Source organism: Celerinatantimonas sediminis (genome assembly GCF_046054195.1).
In the GTDB taxonomy this organism is placed as follows: domain Bacteria; phylum Pseudomonadota; class Gammaproteobacteria; order Enterobacterales; family Celerinatantimonadaceae; genus Celerinatantimonas.
This window is the reverse complement of record NZ_JBEQCS010000002.1, coordinates 205,103-226,508: the sequence shown is the minus strand read 5'-3', so window position 1 is coordinate 226,508 and position 21,406 is coordinate 205,103. Positions and strand designations below refer to the sequence as shown.

The 21,406-nt window shown below is 44.3% G+C and carries 19 protein-coding genes and 2 tRNA genes; 16 read left to right on the top strand and 5 right to left on the bottom strand.

What is annotated here, in order from left to right; all coding sequences use genetic code 11:
- Positions 1-21: 21 nt before the first annotated feature.
- The gene (gene yhbY / locus ABTQ23_RS03565) at positions 22-315 is read right to left on the bottom strand and encodes a ribosome assembly RNA-binding protein YhbY (RefSeq protein WP_408614260.1); all 294 of its coding nucleotides are present in this window, start codon (positions 313-315) and stop codon (positions 22-24) included.
- Between the two features lie 181 nt (positions 316-496).
- Between yhbY and rlmE the strand changes: the two genes are divergently transcribed.
- From rlmE to ABTQ23_RS03490, 15 genes are all read left to right on the top strand, one after another.
- Positions 497-1,126, top strand: a complete 630-nt coding sequence (rlmE, locus tag ABTQ23_RS03560; RefSeq protein ID WP_408614259.1) for a 23S rRNA (uridine(2552)-2'-O)-methyltransferase RlmE — start codon at positions 497-499, stop codon at positions 1,124-1,126.
- A gap of 186 nt (positions 1,127-1,312) precedes the next feature.
- Positions 1,313-3,268, top strand: coding sequence for an ATP-dependent zinc metalloprotease FtsH (ftsH, locus tag ABTQ23_RS03555; protein WP_408614258.1), 1,956 nt, complete (start codon positions 1,313-1,315; stop codon positions 3,266-3,268).
- A gap of 64 nt (positions 3,269-3,332) precedes the next feature.
- A complete protein-coding gene (gene folP, locus ABTQ23_RS03550) occupies positions 3,333-4,157 on the top strand; it encodes a dihydropteroate synthase (protein WP_408614257.1) in 825 nt (274 codons plus the stop codon).
- 4 nt (positions 4,158-4,161) lie between these two features.
- Entirely contained in the window at positions 4,162-5,499 is a 1,338-nt protein-coding gene (gene glmM, locus ABTQ23_RS03545; protein WP_408614256.1) for a phosphoglucosamine mutase, read from the top strand.
- Positions 5,500-5,660: 161 nt separating this feature from the next.
- A complete protein-coding gene (secG, locus tag ABTQ23_RS03540) occupies positions 5,661-6,041 on the top strand; it encodes a preprotein translocase subunit SecG (RefSeq protein WP_408614255.1) in 381 nt (126 codons plus the stop codon).
- 6 nt (positions 6,042-6,047) lie between these two features.
- A tRNA-Leu gene (locus ABTQ23_RS03535) sits at positions 6,048-6,134 on the top strand.
- Positions 6,135-6,193: 59 nt separating this feature from the next.
- Positions 6,194-6,270: transfer RNA gene (locus ABTQ23_RS03530), tRNA-Met, on the top strand.
- Positions 6,271-6,409: 139 nt separating this feature from the next.
- Positions 6,410-6,868, top strand: a complete 459-nt coding sequence (gene rimP, locus ABTQ23_RS03525; protein WP_408614254.1) for a ribosome maturation factor RimP — start codon at positions 6,410-6,412, stop codon at positions 6,866-6,868.
- Positions 6,869-6,880: 12 nt separating this feature from the next.
- Entirely contained in the window at positions 6,881-8,377 is a 1,497-nt protein-coding gene (gene nusA / locus ABTQ23_RS03520) for a transcription termination factor NusA (protein ID WP_408614253.1), read from the top strand.
- Positions 8,378-8,403: 26 nt separating this feature from the next.
- Positions 8,404-11,121, top strand: a complete 2,718-nt coding sequence (gene infB / locus ABTQ23_RS03515; protein WP_408614252.1) for a translation initiation factor IF-2 — start codon at positions 8,404-8,406, stop codon at positions 11,119-11,121.
- Between the two features lie 68 nt (positions 11,122-11,189).
- A complete protein-coding gene (gene rbfA / locus ABTQ23_RS03510; RefSeq protein ID WP_408614251.1) occupies positions 11,190-11,588 on the top strand; it encodes a 30S ribosome-binding factor RbfA in 399 nt (132 codons plus the stop codon).
- Positions 11,588-12,526 (top strand): tRNA pseudouridine(55) synthase TruB, encoded by a 939-nt coding sequence (gene truB / locus ABTQ23_RS03505; RefSeq protein ID WP_408614250.1) that lies wholly within the window; start codon positions 11,588-11,590, stop codon positions 12,524-12,526. The genes rbfA and truB overlap by 1 nt, the downstream gene beginning before the upstream one ends.
- 93 nt (positions 12,527-12,619) lie before the next feature.
- On the top strand, positions 12,620-12,889 hold the full coding sequence (gene rpsO / locus ABTQ23_RS03500) for a 30S ribosomal protein S15 (RefSeq protein WP_408614249.1): 270 nt from the start codon (positions 12,620-12,622) through the stop codon (positions 12,887-12,889).
- 185 nt (positions 12,890-13,074) lie between these two features.
- Complete coding sequence (gene pnp / locus ABTQ23_RS03495) at positions 13,075-15,246, top strand: polyribonucleotide nucleotidyltransferase (RefSeq protein WP_408614248.1); 2,172 nt, start codon at positions 13,075-13,077, stop codon at positions 15,244-15,246.
- 139 nt (positions 15,247-15,385) lie between these two features.
- A complete protein-coding gene (locus tag ABTQ23_RS03490) occupies positions 15,386-16,288 on the top strand; it encodes a L,D-transpeptidase family protein (RefSeq protein WP_408614247.1) in 903 nt (300 codons plus the stop codon).
- A gap of 59 nt (positions 16,289-16,347) precedes the next feature.
- Here ABTQ23_RS03490 and ABTQ23_RS03485 read toward each other — a convergent pair whose 3' ends face one another.
- A complete protein-coding gene (locus ABTQ23_RS03485; RefSeq protein WP_408614246.1) occupies positions 16,348-16,599 on the bottom strand; it encodes an Lpp/OprI family alanine-zipper lipoprotein in 252 nt (83 codons plus the stop codon).
- Between the two features lie 450 nt (positions 16,600-17,049).
- Between ABTQ23_RS03485 and ABTQ23_RS03480 the strand changes: the two genes are divergently transcribed.
- Positions 17,050-18,327 (top strand): hypothetical protein, encoded by a 1,278-nt coding sequence (locus tag ABTQ23_RS03480; RefSeq protein WP_408614245.1) that lies wholly within the window; start codon positions 17,050-17,052, stop codon positions 18,325-18,327.
- A 125-nt stretch (positions 18,328-18,452) separates the two neighbouring features.
- Here ABTQ23_RS03480 and crr read toward each other — a convergent pair whose 3' ends face one another.
- From crr to ABTQ23_RS03465, 3 genes are read right to left on the bottom strand one after another with little or no spacing between them, the layout of a single operon-like run.
- Positions 18,453-18,962: a PTS glucose transporter subunit IIA gene (gene crr, locus ABTQ23_RS03475; RefSeq protein WP_408614244.1), complete on the bottom strand. Its 510-nt coding sequence runs from the start codon at positions 18,960-18,962 to the stop codon at positions 18,453-18,455.
- A gap of 41 nt (positions 18,963-19,003) precedes the next feature.
- On the bottom strand, positions 19,004-20,731 hold the full coding sequence (gene ptsI / locus ABTQ23_RS03470; RefSeq protein ID WP_408614243.1) for a phosphoenolpyruvate-protein phosphotransferase PtsI: 1,728 nt from the start codon (positions 20,729-20,731) through the stop codon (positions 19,004-19,006).
- A 41-nt stretch (positions 20,732-20,772) separates the two neighbouring features.
- Positions 20,773-21,030 (bottom strand): HPr family phosphocarrier protein, encoded by a 258-nt coding sequence (locus ABTQ23_RS03465; protein WP_408614242.1) that lies wholly within the window; start codon positions 21,028-21,030, stop codon positions 20,773-20,775.
- Positions 21,031-21,406: the final 376 nt, after the last annotated feature.

Genomic DNA, 21,406 nt, shown 5'->3' with positions numbered 1-21,406 from the left:
GCTGATAAAAGGGCGCAAGTGTTAGCGAGGTAGCTCGATTTTGGGCTCTTCGCTAGGACGGTAATAAACACCAATATTGCCAATTGTCTGGACTAGTGTCGCTTCAGTGTTTAGTGCAATGGTCTGAGCAATTTGAGCTTTTAGTTCACGATCACCTGAGGGGATCTTCACTTTAATCAGCTCGTGCGTTGCTAGAGCACTATCGATTTCTGCCAGAACACCTTCGGTTAGGCCGTTACTGCCTAGCAGAACAACTGGCTTAAGTTTGTGAGCAAGTCCTTTTAAAAACTGCTTTTGTTTGTTAGATAGTTGCATCTTTTTCCAATTAAGGGTTGAAAAGCGGTATTTTACCGCCATCTAAGTAGACATCCAACCGGAAAAATAGCCGTAAAGCTTGAGCTCAACCTGTTAAAGACGTTAACCTACGGCGATATCTGGTTGTTTAGTTAAATCAAAGCTTAGGTTATTCGCCGGACGCTATTGATAATGATAAAATATGGCAAAGAAAAAACATTCTGCAAGTTCGCAGCGCTGGCTCAATGAACATCATGATGATCATTATGTTCAAGAGGCAAAACGTCAGGGGCTTCGTTCCCGGGCAGTATTTAAAATTGAAGAGATCCAAGAGCGTGACAAGCTCATCGCTCCGGGGATGACAATCGTCGATTTAGGAGCAGCTCCTGGAGGTTGGTCACAGTATGCAGCCAGTGAGATTGATGGCAATGGTCGGGTAATTGCGTGCGATCTTTTACCGATGGACCCGATCGCTGGGGTTGATTTTCTTCAAGGCGATTTTCGCGAAGAGAGTGTGTTAAATGCGATTTTACAGCGCGTTGGCGAAGGTAAAGTCGATTTAATTATGTCTGATATGGCGCCGAACATGAGCGGTAATCAGGGGGTTGACCAATCTCGAGCGATGTATTTGGTCGAGTTGGCATTGGATATGTGTCGTGATGTACTAGCGCCCAATGGCAAGTTTGTGGTCAAGGTGTTTCAAGGCGAAGGTTTTGAAGCTTATCTCAAAGATGTGCGAGATTTGTTTAAAACAGTGAAAACACGCAAGCCGGATTCTTCTCGCGCTCGTTCGCGTGAAGTTTATCTAGTCGCTAGCGGGTTTAAAGGCTGATAGAACGTGTAAGCTGTTTGTTTTGGTCGATTTATCGCCATTTGTGTTTAACAGCATGTATTTTTGAATTTTAAATGAGTTCCTAAGGTCAGAAGTTTATACTGTGGCTAGCGAATTCAATCTATAGTAGGCTACATTAATATTATGTAGTTTTTATTTCTTTACCCACCTACAGAGGTCTTAGTCTTGAGTGACATGGCGAAAAATCTGATTTTGTGGCTGGTTATAGCCGTGGTGCTGATGTCAGTTTTCCAAAGTTTCAGCCCGGATACCTCCAGTGCGCAGCAAGAGGACTACTCAACGTTCGTTAAGAACGTTTCGCAAGATCAAATCCGTCAGGTCCGGATTAATGGTCAGAAGATTCAGGGTGTTAAGCGTACTGGCGAACACTTTACTACCATTATGCCGATGCCTGATCGGGATATTCTTAATGATTTAATCAACCATAATGTAAAAGTTATTGGTGAAGCTCCTAAAGAGCAGAGCTTGTTAACTTCGATCTTCATCTCATGGTTCCCGATGATTTTGTTAATTGGGGTGTGGATTTTCTTCATGCGTCAAATGCAAGGCGGTGGCGGTAAAGGGGCAATGTCCTTTGGTAAAAGTAAAGCCCGCTTGATGAGTGAAGACCAAATCAAAACGACCTTTGCTGATGTGGCTGGTTGTGATGAAGCCAAAGAAGATGTTGCTGAACTGGTTGATTATCTGCGTGATCCAACCCGTTTCCAAAAACTTGGCGGACGTATTCCAACGGGTGTCTTGATGGTTGGTCCTCCAGGTACTGGTAAAACATTGCTCGCCAAAGCAATTGCTGGTGAAGCTAAAGTTCCGTTCTTTACTATTTCTGGTTCTGACTTTGTCGAAATGTTCGTGGGTGTCGGTGCATCTCGTGTGCGTGATATGTTCGAACAAGCTAAAAAATCAGCACCATGTATCATCTTTATCGACGAAATCGATGCGGTTGGTCGTCAACGTGGTGCCGGTTTAGGCGGTGGCCATGATGAACGTGAACAGACCTTGAACCAGATGTTGGTCGAAATGGACGGTTTTGAAGGTAATGAAGGTATTATTGTTATTGCCGCAACTAACCGCCCAGATGTACTTGATCCAGCATTACTGCGTCCTGGTCGTTTCGACCGTCAGGTAACGGTTGGTCTGCCTGATGTTCGTGGTCGTGAACAGATTATTAAAGTGCATATGCGTAAAGTGCCACTGGGTGATGATGTTGATGCCAGTGTGATTGCACGTGGTACACCAGGTTTCTCTGGTGCCGATTTGGCGAACTTAGTTAACGAAGCGGCATTGTTTGCCGCCCGCGGTAACAAACGCGTCGTATCAATGGACGAGTTTGAAAAAGCCAAAGATAAAATCATGATGGGCGCTGAGCGTAAATCAATGGTTATGACCGAAGATGAAAAAGAGATGACTGCTTATCATGAAGCAGGCCATGCTATTATCGGTCGTTTGGTACCTGATCACGACCCTGTTTATAAAGTGAGTATTATTCCTCGCGGTCGCGCGCTGGGTGTAACAATGTACTTACCTGAGCAGGACCGCGTGAGTCACAGTAAACGTCATCTGGAAAGTATGATTTCTAGTTTGTACGGTGGTCGTTTAGCTGAACAGATTATTTATGGTGTCGAAAAAGTGTCGACTGGGGCGAGTAACGACATTGAAAGAGCAACTGAAATTGCTCGTAAAATGGTTACCCAGTGGGGGCTTTCCGAAAAAATGGGGCCACTACTTTATGCCGAAGAAGAAGGCGAAGTATTCTTAGGTCGCAGTGCTGCTAAATCGAAACATATGTCTGATGAAACAGCGCGTGCCATTGATGAAGAGATTCGCCTGGTTATTGATCGTAACTACAACCGTGCTAAACAGTTGCTTGAAGATAACATTGATATTCTTCATGCGATGAAAGATGCACTGATGAAATATGAAACGATTGATGCCAAACAGATTGACGACTTGATGGAGCATAAAGATCCTCGGCCGCCAGCAGATTGGCAAAAAGATAACAGCAGAGACAATAATCAGCAGCCACCAAGTGCAACGGCTGAAGATAAAACATCAACACAAAAAGATGATGATGCGGATAAGGCTCATCCCGATAGTAAACCGGATGAAACTCCTATTCCTTAAAATCAGTTAAGAAGTATAAGCCCTGTGGTTTACCACAGGGCTTTTTTGTTTGAGAAGGTTGATCATGAAAATAACAATAGCAGGGCGCAGCTATGATCGCCCAATGGTAATGGGGATCTTAAATTGCACGCCTGATTCGTTTTCTGACGGTGGCAAGTATCTTGCTGAAGATAAAGCGATTGAACACGCCAGAGCAATGATTGAAGACGGCGCTGATATTATTGATATCGGTGGTGAGTCAACGCGTCCAGGTTCTGCTGAAGTCAGTGTTGAAGAAGAGCTAAAGCGCACTATTGGCCCAATTAAGGCTATCAAACAAGAGTTAGGTTGTTTGGTTTCGATTGATACACGCCATGCAAGTGTGATGGCAGAAGCTTGTAAAGCTGGCGCTGATCTTATTAATGATATTAACGCCCTTAATGAGCCGGGCGCGATTGAAGCGGCAGTTCAAGCTGATGTGGCTGTTTGTTTAATGCATATGCAAGGGCAGCCTGAAACGATGCAAGATTCGCCTCGCTATCAGAATATTGTTTCAGAAGTGGTAAACTACTTAAACAAGCGCGCCGAGATTGCTATTACCGCTGGCGTGAGAGCAGAAAATATCATTCTTGATCCAGGGTTCGGTTTCGGTAAAACGCTCGAGCATAATTTTTCGATGCTGCGTCATCTAGAAGATTTTCACTCTCTTGGATACCCATTGCTGGTTGGTGTGTCTCGTAAAAGCATGTTTGGTAAGTTGCTTAATCGCCCTGTCGATGAGCGCTTAGCAGCCAGCCTTGCGGGTGCTTGCATTGCAGCAATGAAAGGTGCCGCTATCCTGCGGGTTCATGATGTGCGCGAAACAGCAGATGTTTTAAAAGTAACTTATCAATCGATGGATCATAAATAACAACATGAGTAGAAAATATTTTGGTACCGATGGGGTACGAGGTCGTGTAGGTGAGTTTCCTATTACGCCTGATTTTGCCTTAAAGCTAGGTTGGGCCGCAGGTCAGGTTTTAAGTCAACAGGGTACACACAAGGTTCTTATCGGCAAAGATACCCGAATTTCCGGTTATATGCTCGAATCTGCGCTTGAAGCGGGCCTTGCTGCCGCTGGGATTAATGCCAGTTTCATGGGCCCAATGCCAACGCCTGCGGTTGCCTATTTAACGCGAACATTTAATGCAGAAGCTGGGATTGTCATCAGTGCTTCACATAATCCTTATTACGATAATGGGATTAAATTCTTTTCCGCTCAAGGTACTAAGCTTCCCGATGACATTGAGCACGAGATCGAAGCGCAGATAGCGAAACCGGTGACGTGTGTTGAATCAGCGCAATTAGGCAAGGCTTCGCGAATTGTTGATGCAGCTGGCCGCTACATCGAATTTTGTAAAAGTACGTTCCCTTCAAACATGAATTTAAAAGGGCTCAAAATTGTGGTCGATTGTGCCAATGGCGCAACTTATCACATTGCTCCAAATGTGTTTAAAGAGCTCGGCGCTGAAGTTATTGCATTTGCAGTTGAGCCAAACGGGTTAAATATTAACTTTGAATGTGGTGCAACGAATACCAAAGCGTTAAGTGCCAAAGTACTTGAGCATCAGGCTGATTTGGGAATTGCTTTTGATGGCGATGGTGACCGAGTGATGATGGTTGACCATCAAGGCCAACAGGTTGATGGCGACGAACTGATGTATATCATTGCCGATTTTTACAAGCGCCAAGGGTTATTAAAAGGTGGGATTGTTGGAACACAAATGACCAATTTAGCCTTTGAGCAGGCTGTTGCAAAACTCAATATTCCGTTTGTTCGAGCTAAAGTTGGTGATCGCTACGTAATGGAGCAACTGCTTGAACATGATTGGATGCTAGGTGGCGAGAACTCAGGACACATTATTTGTCTAAACCACACCACAACGGGTGATGGTATTGTTTCTGCCCTGCAAGTGTTGGCCGCGATGCGTCATGATGGTAAGTCACTTCGTGAGCAGCTCGGTTCGTTGCAACTCTACCCACAGATTTTGATTAATGTTCGTTTTAAAGGTCAGCAAGACCCACTCGAAAGTGAAGCGGTGTTAGCAGCCGTTGCCAAAGCTGAACAACAATTAGGCGATGGTGGCCGAGTGTTGTTGCGCAAATCTGGTACTGAGCCGTTATTGCGTGTGATGGTTGAAGGCGATAACCATACTCTCGTGGAACGTTTAGCCAGTGAAATTGCAGAGGAAGTGCGCAGTCAATGTGCTTGATTGCACATAATTTCAGCGAAAGATCACTAGGATAGAAAATTTCTGCAACATTCACTTGTCAATCACCTGCGGGTTCGTTAATATTCAGCCCGCTTCGGTAATCAGTGGTTCGCTGATTAAAGTCTTGCTAGTGATAGTGAGCCCAAGGTTAAGGTTTAGCAATGTACAACATTTTATTAGGTGTATATCTGCTAGTCGCAATAGGTCTGGTTGGCCTAGTGCTGATCCAGCAGGGTAAAGGCGCCGATATGGGAGCCTCATTTGGTGCCGGAGCATCAAATACTGTATTTGGCTCCTCAGGCTCAGGTAATTTCCTGACCCGGTCGACCGCAGTATTAGCAACACTGTTTTTTGTAATTAGTTTGGCATTAGGTCATCTATCTGCATCTCCTTCTTCTAGTAGCAGTAAATGGGAGAACTTAGGCAAAGAGCCAGCGGTAACAAAACAAGTTACACAAGCTCCAGCTCAGAAAAAAGATGCACCGAAAGTTGCAAGTGATAAAAAATCAAGCAACTCTCCGGTTGACCAAGTACCAGAGTAATTTTTAGCCGAGGTGGTGGAATTGGTAGACACGCTATCTTGAGGGGGTAGTGCCCATTTGGGCGTGCGGGTTCAAGTCCCGCTCTCGGCACCAAATATATACAACTCTTTAAAAGCGACTGGGGCGATGCTATAATTCCTCCAGTTTTCGGACGCGGGGTGGAGCAGTCTGGTAGCTCGTCGGGCTCATAACCCGAAGGTCGTTGGTTCAAATCCGGCCCCCGCAACCAATCTCGAGGTAAGCTCGGGTAGGCACAAAGAGTTTGGTTTACTCTAAGCCCCGTATTCGGGGCTTTTTGTTATCTTCATGATGCACTTTGTGTCTTGTCTCTGGGCTTTTAGGCCCTTTTTTCTTTTCTGGAGGGGAATTTGGCAACGATTGAGCAACGCTTAACCGAGATGCTTGAACCGGCTGTCGATGCGACTGGCTATGAATTGCTAGGCGTCGAATTTGTCAGCGCCGGAAAACATTCTGTGCTGAGGATTTATATTGATCATCCGCAGGGTATCACAGTTGATGACTGCGCTGAGGTGAGTTATCAGGTGAGCGCGATTCTTGATGTTGAGGATCCAATCAGTACTGAGTATAACCTGGAAGTTTCATCTCCGGGAATGGAGAGACCTTTATTTAAGGCCGCTCATTATGAAAAAGTGATCGGTGATGAAATCTTTGTACAATTGCGCATGCCGGTGGAAAACCAGCGCAAATGGAAAGGGAAATTAACTGCGCTTGAAGGTGAAATTATCACCCTTGAAGCTAACAATAAGCAGCAACGTATTGCTCTTTCAAATATAAAAAAAGCGCATGTAATCCCTCAGTTTGACTAAAGAGGCTCGGGAATGAATAAAGAAGTCCTATTGGTTGTTGATGCAGTTTCTAATGAAAAAGCTGTCCCACGGGAAAAAATTTTTGAAGCGTTAGAAATCGCACTAGCAACAGCTACTAAAAAGAAATATGAAGGTGATATTGACGTTCGCGTTGCGATTGATCGCAAAAGCGGTGATTTTGACACATTCCGTCGTTGGAAAGTGGTCCAAGATCAAGATTCATTAGAAGCACCTTATCGCGAAATTACTTTAGATGCAGCCCGTATCGATGAGCCCGAACTGAACGTTGGGGATTACGTCGAAGAGCAGATTGAGTCGGTTACTTTTGACCGAATTACAACTCAGACGGCTAAACAAGTCATCGTACAGAAAGTTCGTGAAGCAGAACGCGCACAAGTGGTTGAGCAGTTTATCGATCAAGTTGGTGAACTGCACACTGGTGTTGTGAAAAAAGTAAGTCGCGACAATGTCATCGTTGATTTAGGTAACAATGCTGAAGGTGTTCTGCATCGCGAAGACCTTCTGCCTCGTGAAGCATTTCGACCAGGCGATCGCATCCGTGCTTTGTTGTATGCTGTTAAGCCTGAAGCGCGTGGCGCTCAGCTGTTTTTAAGTCGTTCTCGCCCAGAAATGTTAACAGAGCTATTTCGTATCGAAGTGCCAGAGATCGCCGAAGAGATGATCGAGCTTAAAGGCGCGGCACGCGACCCTGGTGCACGAGCTAAAATCGCGGTGAAATCAAACGATCGACGGATTGACCCGGTTGGCGCTTGTGTTGGCATGCGAGGCGCTCGAGTTCAGGCTGTTTCTGGTGAGCTAGGCAACGAGCGTGTTGATATCGTGCTTTGGGATGATAACCCTGCACAGTTTGTTATTAATGCTATGGCGCCTGCTGAAGTGTCATCAATTATTGTTGATGAAGACAACCATTCGATGGATGTTGCAGTTGAGCCAGACAGCCTCGCACAGGCAATTGGCCGTAATGGCCAGAACGTTCGTCTAGCATCTCAGCTTACTGGCTGGGAATTGAATGTGATGACGATCGAAGATATGCAGAAAAAACATCAGGCCGAAGCGCAAAAATCACTGGAATTATTCCAAGAGCGTTTAGGGGTCGATGAAGATTTTGCAGCTGTTTTGGTTGACGAAGGATTTAGCAGCTTAGAAGAAGTCGCTTATGTTCCAGTAAGCGAGCTGCTGACCATTGACGGTATGGACGAAGATATGGTCAATGAGTTACGTGAGCGTGCTAAAGCGGCTCTTGTAACTGAAGCGTTAGCTAAAGAAGAAACTTTAGGGGAAAACAAACCAAGTGAGGATCTGCTTGGCCTAGAAGGGATGACCCGTGAGCTGGCTTATGAATTGGCCGTTCGTGGTGTTTCAACCTTAGAAGACCTGGCTGAACAAGGCGTTGATGATATTGTTGACATCGACGAGTTAAACGAAGCCAAAGCAGGTGAATTAATTATGGCCGCCCGACAAATCTGTTGGTTCGGTGATGAAGAATAATAACGTCGACGGAGGAATTTCGCTATATGACAGCAGTTTCAGTAAAACAACTCGCAGACGACGTGGGTACAACCGTTGACCGCCTGATTAAACAGTTTGCCGATGCCGGTATCAAAAAGCAGGCGGCTGATGATATAGTTGCAGAAGATGAAAAATCAAAGTTACTCGATCATCTAAAGCAGCAACATGGGCAAGAAGGTCAACCGAGTCGGATGACCTTAAAGCGTAAAACCAAAAGCACCTTGAGTATTCAGGGATCGGGTGGCAAGTCTCGTGACGTTCAGGTCGAAGTACGTAAAAAACGTACTTATGTTAAACGCAGTGTAATTGATGAAAAATCTAAAGCGGAAGAACAAGAGCGTTTAGAAGCTGAAGAAAAAGCTCGTCAGGAAGCTCAAGCCCAAGCGAAACGAGAAGCTGAAGAAAAAGCGCGCCAACAGGCACAGGAAAAAGCAGAGGCAGAAGCCAAAGCGAAAGCCAAAGCCGAAGAAAAGGCGCACAAAGAAGCACAGGCGAAAGCCGAGAAGGCAAAGGCGGAGGCTGATCCAGAAGTGGCGGCAGCAGAACAAGCGAAACGAGAAGAGCAACAGCGGCTCAAGAGCGAACAAGAGCAAGCAGCAATTGTTAAGGCCGAACAGGAAGCTAAACGTAAAGCTGAAGAAGCAAAACGTTTAGCCGAGCAGAATGAGAAACGTTGGGAAGAGGAAGAGAAAAAACGCAAACAAGCGGAAGACTCTGACGATTATCACTTCACAACGTCAAGCTATGCTCGCGAAGCAGAAGATGAAGAAGCTCGTAAGGATGAGCGTCGTCCTCGGCGTAAAAAGAAAAAAGCTGCGGCTAAAGACGAAAATGGTGATAAACAAAACGGTAATAACAACAACCGTAACCAACGTGGTCGTAAAGGCGGTAAAAACCGTCGTAATCGCCAAGTTGCCACACCAACTTCGATGCAGCATGGATTTAATAAACCAGCTCAACCAGTAGAACGTGATGTTCGCATCAGTGAGACTATCACTGTTGCTGAACTGGCTAATAAAATGGCCGTCAAGGCGACTGAAGTCATCAAAGTTATGATGAAACTGGGCGCAATGGCAACAATCAATCAGGTGATTGATCAGGAAACAGCTCAATTAGTAGCTGAAGAAATGGGCCATAAAGTCGTTCTGGTTAAAGAGAATGCGCTGGAAGAACAAGTGTTACAAGAAGCTTCAGCAGATCAAAGTGAAGCAACTTCACGTGCACCTGTTGTCACCATTATGGGCCACGTTGACCACGGTAAAACATCATTGCTCGACTATGTTCGTCGCGCAAAAGTTGCCGCTGGCGAAGCAGGTGGGATTACCCAGCACATCGGTGCATATCGAGTCAAAACTGATAATGACCAGATGATTACGTTCTTGGATACTCCAGGACATGCGGCATTTACTGCTATGCGTGCTCGTGGTGCTCAGGCAACTGATATCGTGGTGTTGGTTGTTGCCGCTGATGATGGTGTGATGCCTCAAACTATTGAAGCGATTCAGCATGCAAAAGCTGCTGGTGTGCCAATAGTTGTGGCTGTGAACAAAATCGATAAACCAGAAGCTGATCCAGATCGCGTTAAAAACGAGCTGGCACAGTATGATGTCATCCCAGAAGACTGGGGCGGTGATACACAGTTTGTGCATGTTTCTGCTAAAACTGGTGAAGGGATTGATAACCTGCTTGAGTCAATCTTATTGCAGTCTGATATTTTGGAACTTAAATCAGTTTCAACCGGCCCTGCATCAGGGGTTGTGATTGAGTCTCGCCTTGATAAAGGCCGTGGTCCAGTTGCATCAATCCTGGTTCAGCAAGGTGAGCTACACAAAGGGGATATTATCCTGTGTGGTTTAGAATATGGCCGTATCCGAGCGATGAAAGATGAACATGGTCAGGATATCGAAATTGCTGGTCCATCTATCCCTGTTGAGATTTTAGGTCTCTCAGGTGTGCCATCTGCCGGTGATGAAGCAACTGTTGTTCGCGATGAGAAAAAAGCTCGTGAAGTTGCCTTGTATCGTCAAGGTAAGTTCCGTGATGTTAAATTAGCGCGTCAGCAGAAAGCGAAACTGGAAAACATGTTTGCGAACATGGAAGAAGGTGAAGTTAATGAGCTGAACATCGTTCTTAAAGCGGATGTTCAAGGCTCTTTAGAAGCGATTGCTGATTCACTTGCTAAACTTTCTACTGATGAAGTTAAAGTGAACATCATTGGTCGTGGCGTTGGTGGGATTACCGAAACGGATGCGACTTTAGCCGCAGCGTCAAATGCGCTGGTCTTTGGTTTCAACGTTCGTGCCGATGCATCAGCTCGCCGCGTGATTGAGTCTGAACATGTTGATTTACACTACTACAGTGTGATTTATGACCTCATTGATGAAGTGAAAAAAGCAATGTCGGGTCTATTGTCACCTGAATTCCGTCAGGAAATTATTGGTCTGGCAGAAGTTCGTGAAGTGTTCAAATCACCGAAAATTGGTGCAATCGCTGGTTGTATGGTGACCGAAGGTGTGGTTAAACGTAATAACCCAATTCGCGTCCTACGAGAAAATGTCGTAATTTATGAAGGTGAGCTAGAATCACTGCGTCGTTATAAAGATGACGTCAATGAAGTTCGCAACGGCATGGAATGTGGTATCGGGGTTCGCAACTATAATGATGTTCGTGTCGGTGACCAGATAGAGGTCTTTGAAACCGTCGAAATTCAACGTAGTTTGTAATTCGATAAAGCAATTGAGCAAAGAATGGGGGCTTATTTGCCCCCATTTATATGTTTGAGGTAAATACCATGGCAAGAGAATTTAGTCGACCACAGCGAGTGGCTCAGCAAGTTCAAAAAGAAGTGGCGGTTATCTTGCAGCGTGAAATTAAAGATTCACGCCTTGGTTTGGTGACGGTGTCCTCTGTTGATGTGACCCGTGACTTGGCATACGCCAAAATTTTTGTAACCTTTCTTGATGACAGTGAAGAAGGGATTAAACAGGGTTTAGAAGCTCTGGAAGAAGCTAAAGCTTATATTCGCTTATTATTAGGTAAAGCGATGCGCCTGCGTGCTGTACCAGAGCTGCGTTTTGCTTATGATAAATCGTTAGTTGAGGGGATGCGGATGTCTAATCTGGCCACTCAAGCGGTGAACGAAGATCATCGTAAACAGCAAAAATATAACCAGCACGACGAGGACAATTAATGGCGCGTAGGACCCGTGGTCGCAAAGTTGATGGCATTTTACTGGTAAATAAACCTACTGGTAAAACCTCTAATGCGGTACTGCAGCAGGTAAAGCGGATCTATTTTGCACAAAAAGCCGGGCATACAGGGGCGTTAGATCCTCTGGCAACTGGCATGCTGCCGATTTGTTTAGGAGATGCGACCAAGTTTTCTCAATATCTGCTCGACTCTGATAAACGCTATCAGGTTTGTGCAAAACTTGGTCAGCGAACTACCACTTCTGATGCTGATGGTGAAGTGGTTCAAACACGTGATGTGAATGTCACACTTGAGCAGATAGAGCAGGCATTGGAGCGCTTTAAAGGCGTTATTGAGCAAGTCCCATCTATTTATTCAGCTCTTAAATATCAAGGTAAACCACTTTACTGGTATGCGCGCGAAGGCATTGATGTACCTCGTAAATCGCGTCCAATCACCGTTTATAGTATTGATATTATAAGTTTTGAAGGTGACTTGTTAAAACTTGATATCCATTGCAGTAAAGGCACCTATATTCGCACTATTGTTGATGACTTGGGCGAGTTTTTAGGTTGTGGTGCTCATGTGGCCCAGTTGCATCGCTCGCATGTTGGCGATTATCCATCTGATCAGGTGATTAGCATAGAGATGCTTGAAGCGTTGCTAGCGCAAGCGCAAGAGCAAGATGTTGTACCCGCAGAGCTATTAGACCCACTGCTTCTTCATATGGATAGTGCTGTGAGTAGCCTTCCGACTATTGAAGTAAGTGAAGAGTTTGGTTTGTCGCTGCTACAAGGGCGAGCCGTTGCAGTTGCCGATGTTACAAAAGGGCCATTATTGCGCCTTTATGTGGGTGAAGAACGTCGTTTTATTGGTATTGGTATGATCAATGCCGATGGCCTTTTGGCACCGAAGCGACTAATCGCGCACGACGCTTGATCTGGACTATATTTCTGTCTAGAATAGTGCGTCCTGTTAACGCTGAATTAGTGATTGGCGTTAACACTGTTTGACTTAATTAGGAGTAATTCCATGTCACTAAACACTGAAGAAAAAGCAAAAATCGTTGCTGAATATGGCCGTGGTGAAGGCGATACTGGTTCGCCAGAAGTACAAGTTGCGTTGTTATCTGCTCAGATTAACCATCTGCAGGATCACTTCAAAACTCATATCCATGATCATCACAGCCGTCGTGGCCTGTTACGTATGGTTAGTCAGCGTCGTAATCTGCTTGACTACCTCAAAGGTAAAGATGCAGAACGTTATCAGTCTCTGATTTCAAGTCTGGGTCTGCGTCGCTAAGCGTCGCCCCTTTACAGGTTGAAAAGAGGAGCTTTATGCTCCTCTTTTTTGATCCCCCAAACGAGCCCCACAATGAGTGGGGATTGTCATTTCTGAGCTGTTAAGATTATCTTTTATCCAATATATGCTTTATACTAGCCGCGAAATGAAAGAAAGATTAAAAAGCGCAAACGAAGGAAATTCACGTGAATCCTATTGTTAAAAAATTCCAATATGGCCAGCACAGTGTCACGCTGGAAACGGGCGCAATCGCTCGTCAGGCAGATGCAGCGGTCATGGTGACCGTTGACGACACAGCGGTCTTTGTTACTGTTGTTGGCAAAAAGGAAGCGAAGCCAGGACAAGACTTCTTCCCGCTGACAGTTAATTATCAAGAACGGACATATGCAGCTGGTCGTATTCCAGGTGGTTTCTTTAAACGTGAAGGTCGCCCATCTGAAGGCGAAACTCTGATTGCGCGTTTGATTGACCGTCCTATCCGTCCGTTATTCCCTGAAGGGTTTGTTAATGAAGTGCAGGTTGTTGCTACGGTAATGTCTGTAAACCCTCAGGTTCAACCTGATATTGCGGCTTTGATTGGTGCATCAGCTGCATTGTCTTTGTCTGGTATTCCTTTCCACGGCCCAATTGGGGCAGCTCGTGTTGGCTTTATCAATGGTAATTACATTCTTAACCCAATGGTTGATGAATTGCCTGAAAGCAAACTTGACTTGGTTGTTGCTGGTACTGAAAAAGCAGTACTGATGGTCGAGTCTGAAGCTCAGGAACTGCCTGAAGATGTTATGCTCGGTGCTGTTATGTACGGCCACGAACAGATGCAGACCGTCATCCAGGCGATTAACGAATTTGCTAAAGAAGCTGGCAAACCTGCTTGGGATTGGCAAGCTCCTGCTAAAAATGAAGAGCTAAGCAGCAAAGTTAAAGAATTAGCGCAGGAAAAACTGGGCGAAGCATATCGGATTACTGAAAAAGCTGCGCGTTATGATGCTGTCGATGCTATTAAAAAAGAAGTGACTGAACAGCTGATTGCAGAAAACGAAGCGTTAGACCCGATGGAAATCGGTGACGAGCTGGTTAAAATCGAAAAAGCCGTTGTTCGTAGTCGTATTCTTGCTGGTGAACCGCGTATCGATGGTCGTGAACCTGATATGGTTCGTGCTCTTGACGTTGCAACTGGCGTTCTGCCTCGTACTCACGGTAGTGCTATCTTTACCCGTGGTGAAACTCAGGCACTGGTTTCTTGTACCTTGGGTACTCAGCGCGATGCGCAAATGATTGATGAGTTAACTGGCACTCGTACCGACCACTTTCTGTTGCATTATAACTTCCCTCCATATTGTGTGGGTGAAACAGGGATGATGGGTTCTCCTAAACGCCGTGAAATTGGTCATGGTCGTTTGGCTAAACGTGGTATCGCTGCGGTTATGCCTGATGAGAACGAATTCCCATATACGGTTCGTGTAGTATCAGAAATTACTGAATCTAACGGTTCAAGCTCAATGGCGTCAGTTTGTGGTTCATCATTGGCGTTAATGGATGCTGGTGTACCGATTAAATCTTCTGTTGCTGGTATTGCTATGGGGCTGGTAAAAGAAGGTGATCAATTTGTTGTCTTGTCTGACATCCTCGGTGATGAAGATCACCTCGGTGATATGGACTTTAAAGTAGCGGGTACCGAAAACGGTGTTAACGCGCTGCAGATGGACATTAAAATTGAAGGGATCACTAAAGAGATTATGCAGATTGCATTGAATCAGGCAAAAGGTGCGCGCATGCACATCTTAAGTGTGATGAACAAAGCAATCAGCGGTGCTCGCCAAGATATCTCTGAGTTCGCTCCACGCATTCACACCATGAAGATCAGTCCTGAAAAAATTAAAGACGTGATCGGTAAAGGTGGTGCAACTATCCGTGCGTTGACTGAAGAAACTGGTACAACCATCGAAATCGAAGATGATGGTACAGTGAAAATTGCAGCGACCGATGGCGATCAAGCGAAATCTGCAATTGAACGGATTGAACAGCTGACCGCTGAAGTAGAAGTTGGACAGATTTACCAAGGTAAAGTGGTTCGTTTAGCTGACTTTGGCGCCTTTGTGCAGATTCTGCCGGGTAAAGATGGTTTGGTTCACATTTCACAAATCGCTTTTGAGCGAGTCAATAAAGTATCTGACTACTTAAATGTGGGTGATGAAGTGAAAGTGAAAGTGCTTGAAGTTGACCGTCAGGGACGTGTTCGCTTAAGTATGAAAGAAGCATTACCTAAACCAGAACCAAAAGCTGAAGAGCCTAAAGCTGAAGAGCCTAAAGCAGAAAATGCTGAAGCAGCTTCAACTGATAATGACCAACAAAGTTAATTAGACGCGTTGTTCAGATGCTAAAAGCCCGTTTAAAACGGGCTTTTTTGTACCTGTAATCATCACGTTATAATGAAAGTACGCGGCGTGAAGTAGTTTATGATAAGCTCTGATTACATCTGTTTTCTGAGATATTTTCATGTTATTGCGAGTTTTTTTATTATGCATTGCTCTGGTAAGTTGCGGTGTCTGGGCCAAGACTTATCCATTACCTGCTGATGATAGCCGCCTAGTAGGCCAAAACCAGCATTATATCGTTAAGCAAGGCGATACCCTTGCCTCCATCGCAAATCACTTTGATATTGGCTTTTTGGCCTTGCGCAGCGCAAATCCAAAAGTTGATCCATTCCTTCCCACCCCTGGGACAGAACTGCTGATCCCTTTGCGTCAGATGTTACCCGAGGGAAAACGTGAAGGTATTGTAGTGAATCTGGCTCAATTGCGATTGTTCTTCTTTCGACCTAAAGAACATCAGGTTGATATCTTCCCAATTGGAATTGGGCGTATTGGTTGGGATACTCCCACAACCACAACTTATATTTCGCAAAAGATCCCGCATCCGAGTTGGACACCGACACAGCACATTCGTGATGAGTATGCTGCTAAAGGAAAACCATTGCCCAAAGTTGTGCCGGCAGGGCCAGATAACCCTCTGGGTGATTATGCAATGCGCTTAGCTTATGGGGCAGGGGATTACTTGATCCATGGGACCAACAAAAACTTTGGTGTCGGACTTCGGGTTAGCTCGGGGTGTATGCGGCTTTTCCCTCGAGATATTAAGTACCTGTTCTCGAAAGCTAAAAAAGGCATGTCGGTTAGAATTATTAATCAACCTGTTCAGTATGCCCGCCAACCAGATGGCACACTATACCTAGAAGTGACCAGACCGCTTAGTCAAAGCGCAGATGATCAAACTGGGATAGTGAACCTGCCTAGTAATCCACAATTAATTAAGTTTATTACGCAAGCTCAGGTGGATAGCCAGAAGGTTTCACAAGTACTAAGAAGACGCTCTGGATATCCAGAGTTAATTAGTCAGTAACCAAGTAGGGTAGGTGTGCTGAACTAATGTAGTTAGTTCAGCACACCGGGAAGGCAACATTACTTGGTGTAAGACTTAGCAATGTGGTCAATACGTTGGTTTGCACGAGCAGCTTCTGATTTAGCTTCTTGAGCTGCCATTTTTGCAGAGTTAACATCGCTTGACAGAGTGCTCTGTTCTGCCTGCAGTGCAGAAACCTGATCAGACAGAGAATCAATTTTATCACTTAAAGCTTTGTTGCTGGTGTTAGAACAACCCGCCAATAACAGAGGAGCAGCCAACGCGCCAGCGATTAATAAAGTCTTTTTCATGTTTTCATCCTTTCGTGAATAAATACTTATCTTGTCGTAATACTATATGCCAACAATGGGTAATCCGCGTACTTATTATGTTCATTTGAACAGCTGCTACAAGCACTTCCTATATAGTATAGGTGTAAATCTCGGATCACCGAAATGTGCTTATATTGTAAATTAAAAGCACTGGCATTGATGATGATGTTTAAAGTCGATAATGTCAATTTTATAGCTGTGAATGCCTTAATTTTCATGAATTAACGCAGGTTTCATCGGTCAATATCAGCAGCTGTTTTGAGATAAAACCACCCATCGATAAATGTGTCGTTATGGATAAAGCCATGCTGATTGCGCAAAACCTATTGAAAGGTCTGTCTAAATCAGTGATGATGATGACTTCAATTCATCCGACTGAGCTACCCTAAAGCATCTTTTTAGGTAAAGGCTCTGCTGTAATCGTTCACCATGAATCAATATCACGCAACAAAGCGAAACAAAGCCGCAGGTTGGCTTATTCTTTTTACCGCTATCTTTTATCTATGCTCTTCATTTCTTCCTCTCGGAGCTCTTTGGGCCGCTGGCTGTGCTTGGGGAGCGGTTATTATGTGCTGGCCCGCTTTAACGCGTTCGTCAAAGCAGCAATCTAGTATCCTATTTGGCTTAGGTGTTTTGTTATTGGGGTGGGGGGCACTGGTTGGTGGCCCGGTTGCATTAAAAGAAGCTGCAACTCGAAACTTACCTTTACTTACGATGTTCGTGGCAGTTTCCTTTTTGTCGTTGACCAATCCGAGTGAAGAAGACAAATCTCAGCCTACGGGTCGGAAAGGATTTTGGTCCACTCTGGGGGCGTGTCATTTGCTTGGAGCGGTGATTAACCTTTCAATCGTTTTTGTAGTCGGGGATAGACTTTCTCGCGGTGGTAAACTGTCTGAGCGTCAGACACAAGTCATTATGCGCGGATTTTGTTCCGGTGCCTATTGGTCACCCTTTTTTGTCGCATCAGGTGTGGCAATGACCTATTCACCTGGCGCGCAGTGGCAACATACGATTATTCCAGGATTGTTAATGGCTGTTGCTATGGCTCTTATTACATTCTGGGAAGTGAGCCTTGGAAAAATTGAAGAATTTAAAGGTTATCCACTAAGAATGGATAGCCTCATTATGCCGATTGTTTTAGCCACAATTGTACTGGTATGCCATCACCTTTTTACGCGAGTGCATATTCTGACGCTTATCAGTATCGTAGCTCCAATTGGGGCGGTCTTTTTCATGAAGGTTCGCCCGCGTATGCAGGCTCTAAGCAGTTATATCAATGGCCGACTATCTAATGTTTCCAGTCAGTTTGCTCTTTTTCTGGCCGCTGGTGTCTTTTCAAGTGGTGTTGGTAGTTTGCTGCAAGCGTATCCATCTATGGTGGCATTTCATGCGAGCTCTTTAACGCCTCTGGTTTTTTTATTGGTAAGCGGCGTGATGATCCTTATCTCGCTTATTGGGGTTCATCCAGTGGTTAGTATTTCACTGATGGCACCATTGTTAGCACCATTAGGTGCCAGCGCTGATCAGTTAGCCTTTTTGTTTCTTTCTGTCTGGGGTACCGGAACCGCTTCTAGCCCGCTTTCAGGCGTTGGATTGGCGATGATTAGCCGCTATCAAGCAACCAGCCGTAGTGTCTTAAAGCTTAACTTCCGTTATATGATTATATTGTGGTTAATCGCCACAGGTGTTGACTGGGTACTATTTTAAATGAATAAAATTAACGTATTGTAAGGCGAGGGAGAAAAGTGAGTGACTCTCTAGCTTAAAAGCCCAAAAGTCATAAGACAAAATAATAAGCCACCTTGAAGCTCAAGGTGGCTCTAATCTATCTTTTATTTGGTGACGCGTAATACTGGTGTTTCAGCAACAGTAACAGGACCAGACATTTTCTGAAGTTCTTTTACTTCATCCATGTTAGAGATTACAACAGGCGTCAAAACTGACTTCGCTTTTTCTTGTAACAGGCTTAAGTCAAACTCGATGATGGTATCACCTTTTTTCACCTGCTGGCCTTCTTCAGCGATTCGTTTGAAACCTTCTCCTTTAAGCTCAACAGTGTCGACCCCAAAGTGGACAAAAAGCTCAATGCCGTTATCTGATTCCAGCGAAAAAGCGTGGTTGGTTTCAAAAATTTTACCGATGGTTCCATCACATGGTGCAACCATTTTGTTTCCTGATGGTTTAATAGCAATCCCATCGCCAACAATTTTTTCGGCAAATACAACATCAGGAACATCTTCAATTGGCACGATTTCCCCTGATAAAGGCGCGACAATTTCATATCCTGCGTTTTCTACACTATCTTCTGAAACTAATTTTTTCAGTTTATCGAACAGCCCCATGCTATAAGCTCCTCAAGTCAATGCGATTTTATCAATGGCGACTAGCAAACCGCTTTCTGTTTAATAAATTCATCCATCAGGCCTGCTACTTCATCTGCTGTTGCTGATGCAAGAGCCTGTTCAGCCAATTGTTTCGCATCTTCAAAATTAATATTGCGGACTAATTTTTTTATGCGAGGGATAGAAATCGCACTCATAGAAAACTCATCAAGCCCCATTCCTAACAACAAAATGGTTGCTCGTTCATCCCCAGCTAACTCACCACACATCCCTGTCCATTTCCCAGCTGAGTGAGAGGCTTCAATAACCTGTTTAATCAGGTTAAGAACCGACGGCGTCAACGGATTGTACATTTGAGAAATGAGTTCATTACCTCGGTCGACAGCTAATGTATACTGAGTTAAATCATTGGTCCCAATACTAAAGAAGTCAACTTCTTTGATCAAATGATGAGCAATCACTGCAGCTGCAGGTGTCTCGATCATGATACCCACTTCAATTGCTTCGTCAAACGATTTGCCTTCACTACGTAGCTCTTCTTTGAGTTTTTCAAGCTCTTCTTTTAGGAAGCGAATCTCTTCGACGGCAATAATCATCGGGAACATAATCCGGATTTTACCGAATGCTGAAGCCCGAAGTAGTGCGCGCAATTGAGTGTGCATAATTTCTGGACGATCAAAAAAGATACGTACAGCACGCCAACCCAAGAACGGATTCATCTCTTTTGGAAGATTCAAATAAGGAAGATCTTTATCACCGCCAATATCCATAGTACGGATAATGATGGGGTGATTTGGCATACTTTCAGCGACATCTTTATATGCTTGGAACTGTTCATCTTCAGTTGGAAGGCTTTCGCGGTCCATGAACAAAAATTCTGTCCGGTATAGACCAATTCCTTCAGCACCGTTGCGCACGGCTCCATCAACATCTTTTAGACTACCGATGTTTGAGCATACTTCAACCTGATGGCCATCTAACGTAAGTGCAGGTAAATCTTTTAATTTAGCAAGCTCTTCTTTTTCGGCTAAGAATTCACTTTGCCGTTGTTTATAGACGTCGAGTTGAGTTTCTGTCGGTTTGACAACAATCTCATTATTGACTGCATCGATAACGATGAGATCACCGTTTTTGACCCGTTTCGTAATATCGTTCGTACCTACAATTGCAGGTAGTTCCAATGAACGGGCCATAATTGACGAATGTGATGTCCGGCCACCTAAATCAGTCACAAAACCTAGAACTTTATCAAGGTTAATCTGTGCTGTTTCTGATGGTGTTAAATCACTTGCGACAATAATGACTTCTTCTTTAATACTGCTAAGCGAAACAATTTCAATGCCTAAGGCATTTTTTATCAAACGAGTGCCAATATCACGGAAATCGGCAGCTCGTTCTCTTAAATATGGATCATCCAGATTGGCCAGCATTTCAGCGTTTTGTTCGATGACTTCGTAAATTGCTCGGTCCGCTGAAGCTAACTCATCCTGGATGAAGGCTTTGATATCTTCTTCCAGTTCTTCGTCTTCAAGCAACATGATATGCCCTTCGAAGATCGCTTCTTTTTCTTCGCCGAAAGTTGCTCCTGCCATGGCCTTGATATCTTCAAGCTGAACAGAAGTTTTTTCTCTGGCATCAAGGAAACGTTTAATTTCCCGATCGACTTCGCTGGATTTTATAGGGTGTTTGTTAATAACGATTTCATCTTCGCTTAACAACAGTGCTTTACCAAATGCGATACCTGGTGAAGCTGGAATTCCTGATATCATAATTTAAACCTTTTTACTGAGTGATAAAGATGGGCAGATGACTATTCTAATTCATCCATCAGAGCAACCAATTTGGTTACGGCATCTTGTTCATCAGTACCTTCAGCACGGATGGTAATTTCAGTTCCTTTGGTCAGTCCTAAAGTTTGTAATTTAAACAAACTTTTAGCACTGGCTGATTTTCCATCACTAATGACACTGATTTTACTTTCAAAGGCTTTTGCTTCTTTAACGAATTGAGCGGCTGGACGAGTGTGCAAGCCATTTTCAGCAGTAATAACAACGCTTTTCTCAAACATAGGTGTACCTCTTTATTTTAACTATTTACTTTATTGTTAGATTTAAATGAGCAATATCTGCTCATTCTGTAATTTAGTTTGTAGTAAAATAACGATCTTTAGTCATGTAAGATTTAATCTATATCAAAATATAGGTCGGTCTCATATGAGCCATTAGTGATTTTGATACTTTGCTCTACCTATTGAACACAATCTGTAACTGACTACGTCATTTATTTATCTTTGTCTCAGTAAAAAGCAACTATTTACTGATGTATTCTTGTGGCTGTAACGGTTGGGCGAAAAGTATAGTGATTATTGAAGCTAATCTCAAACTGTTTAAACCCGGCCATGTGTCAGCCAATGCCCTATGTTAGCACAGCAATCGATGACGCGA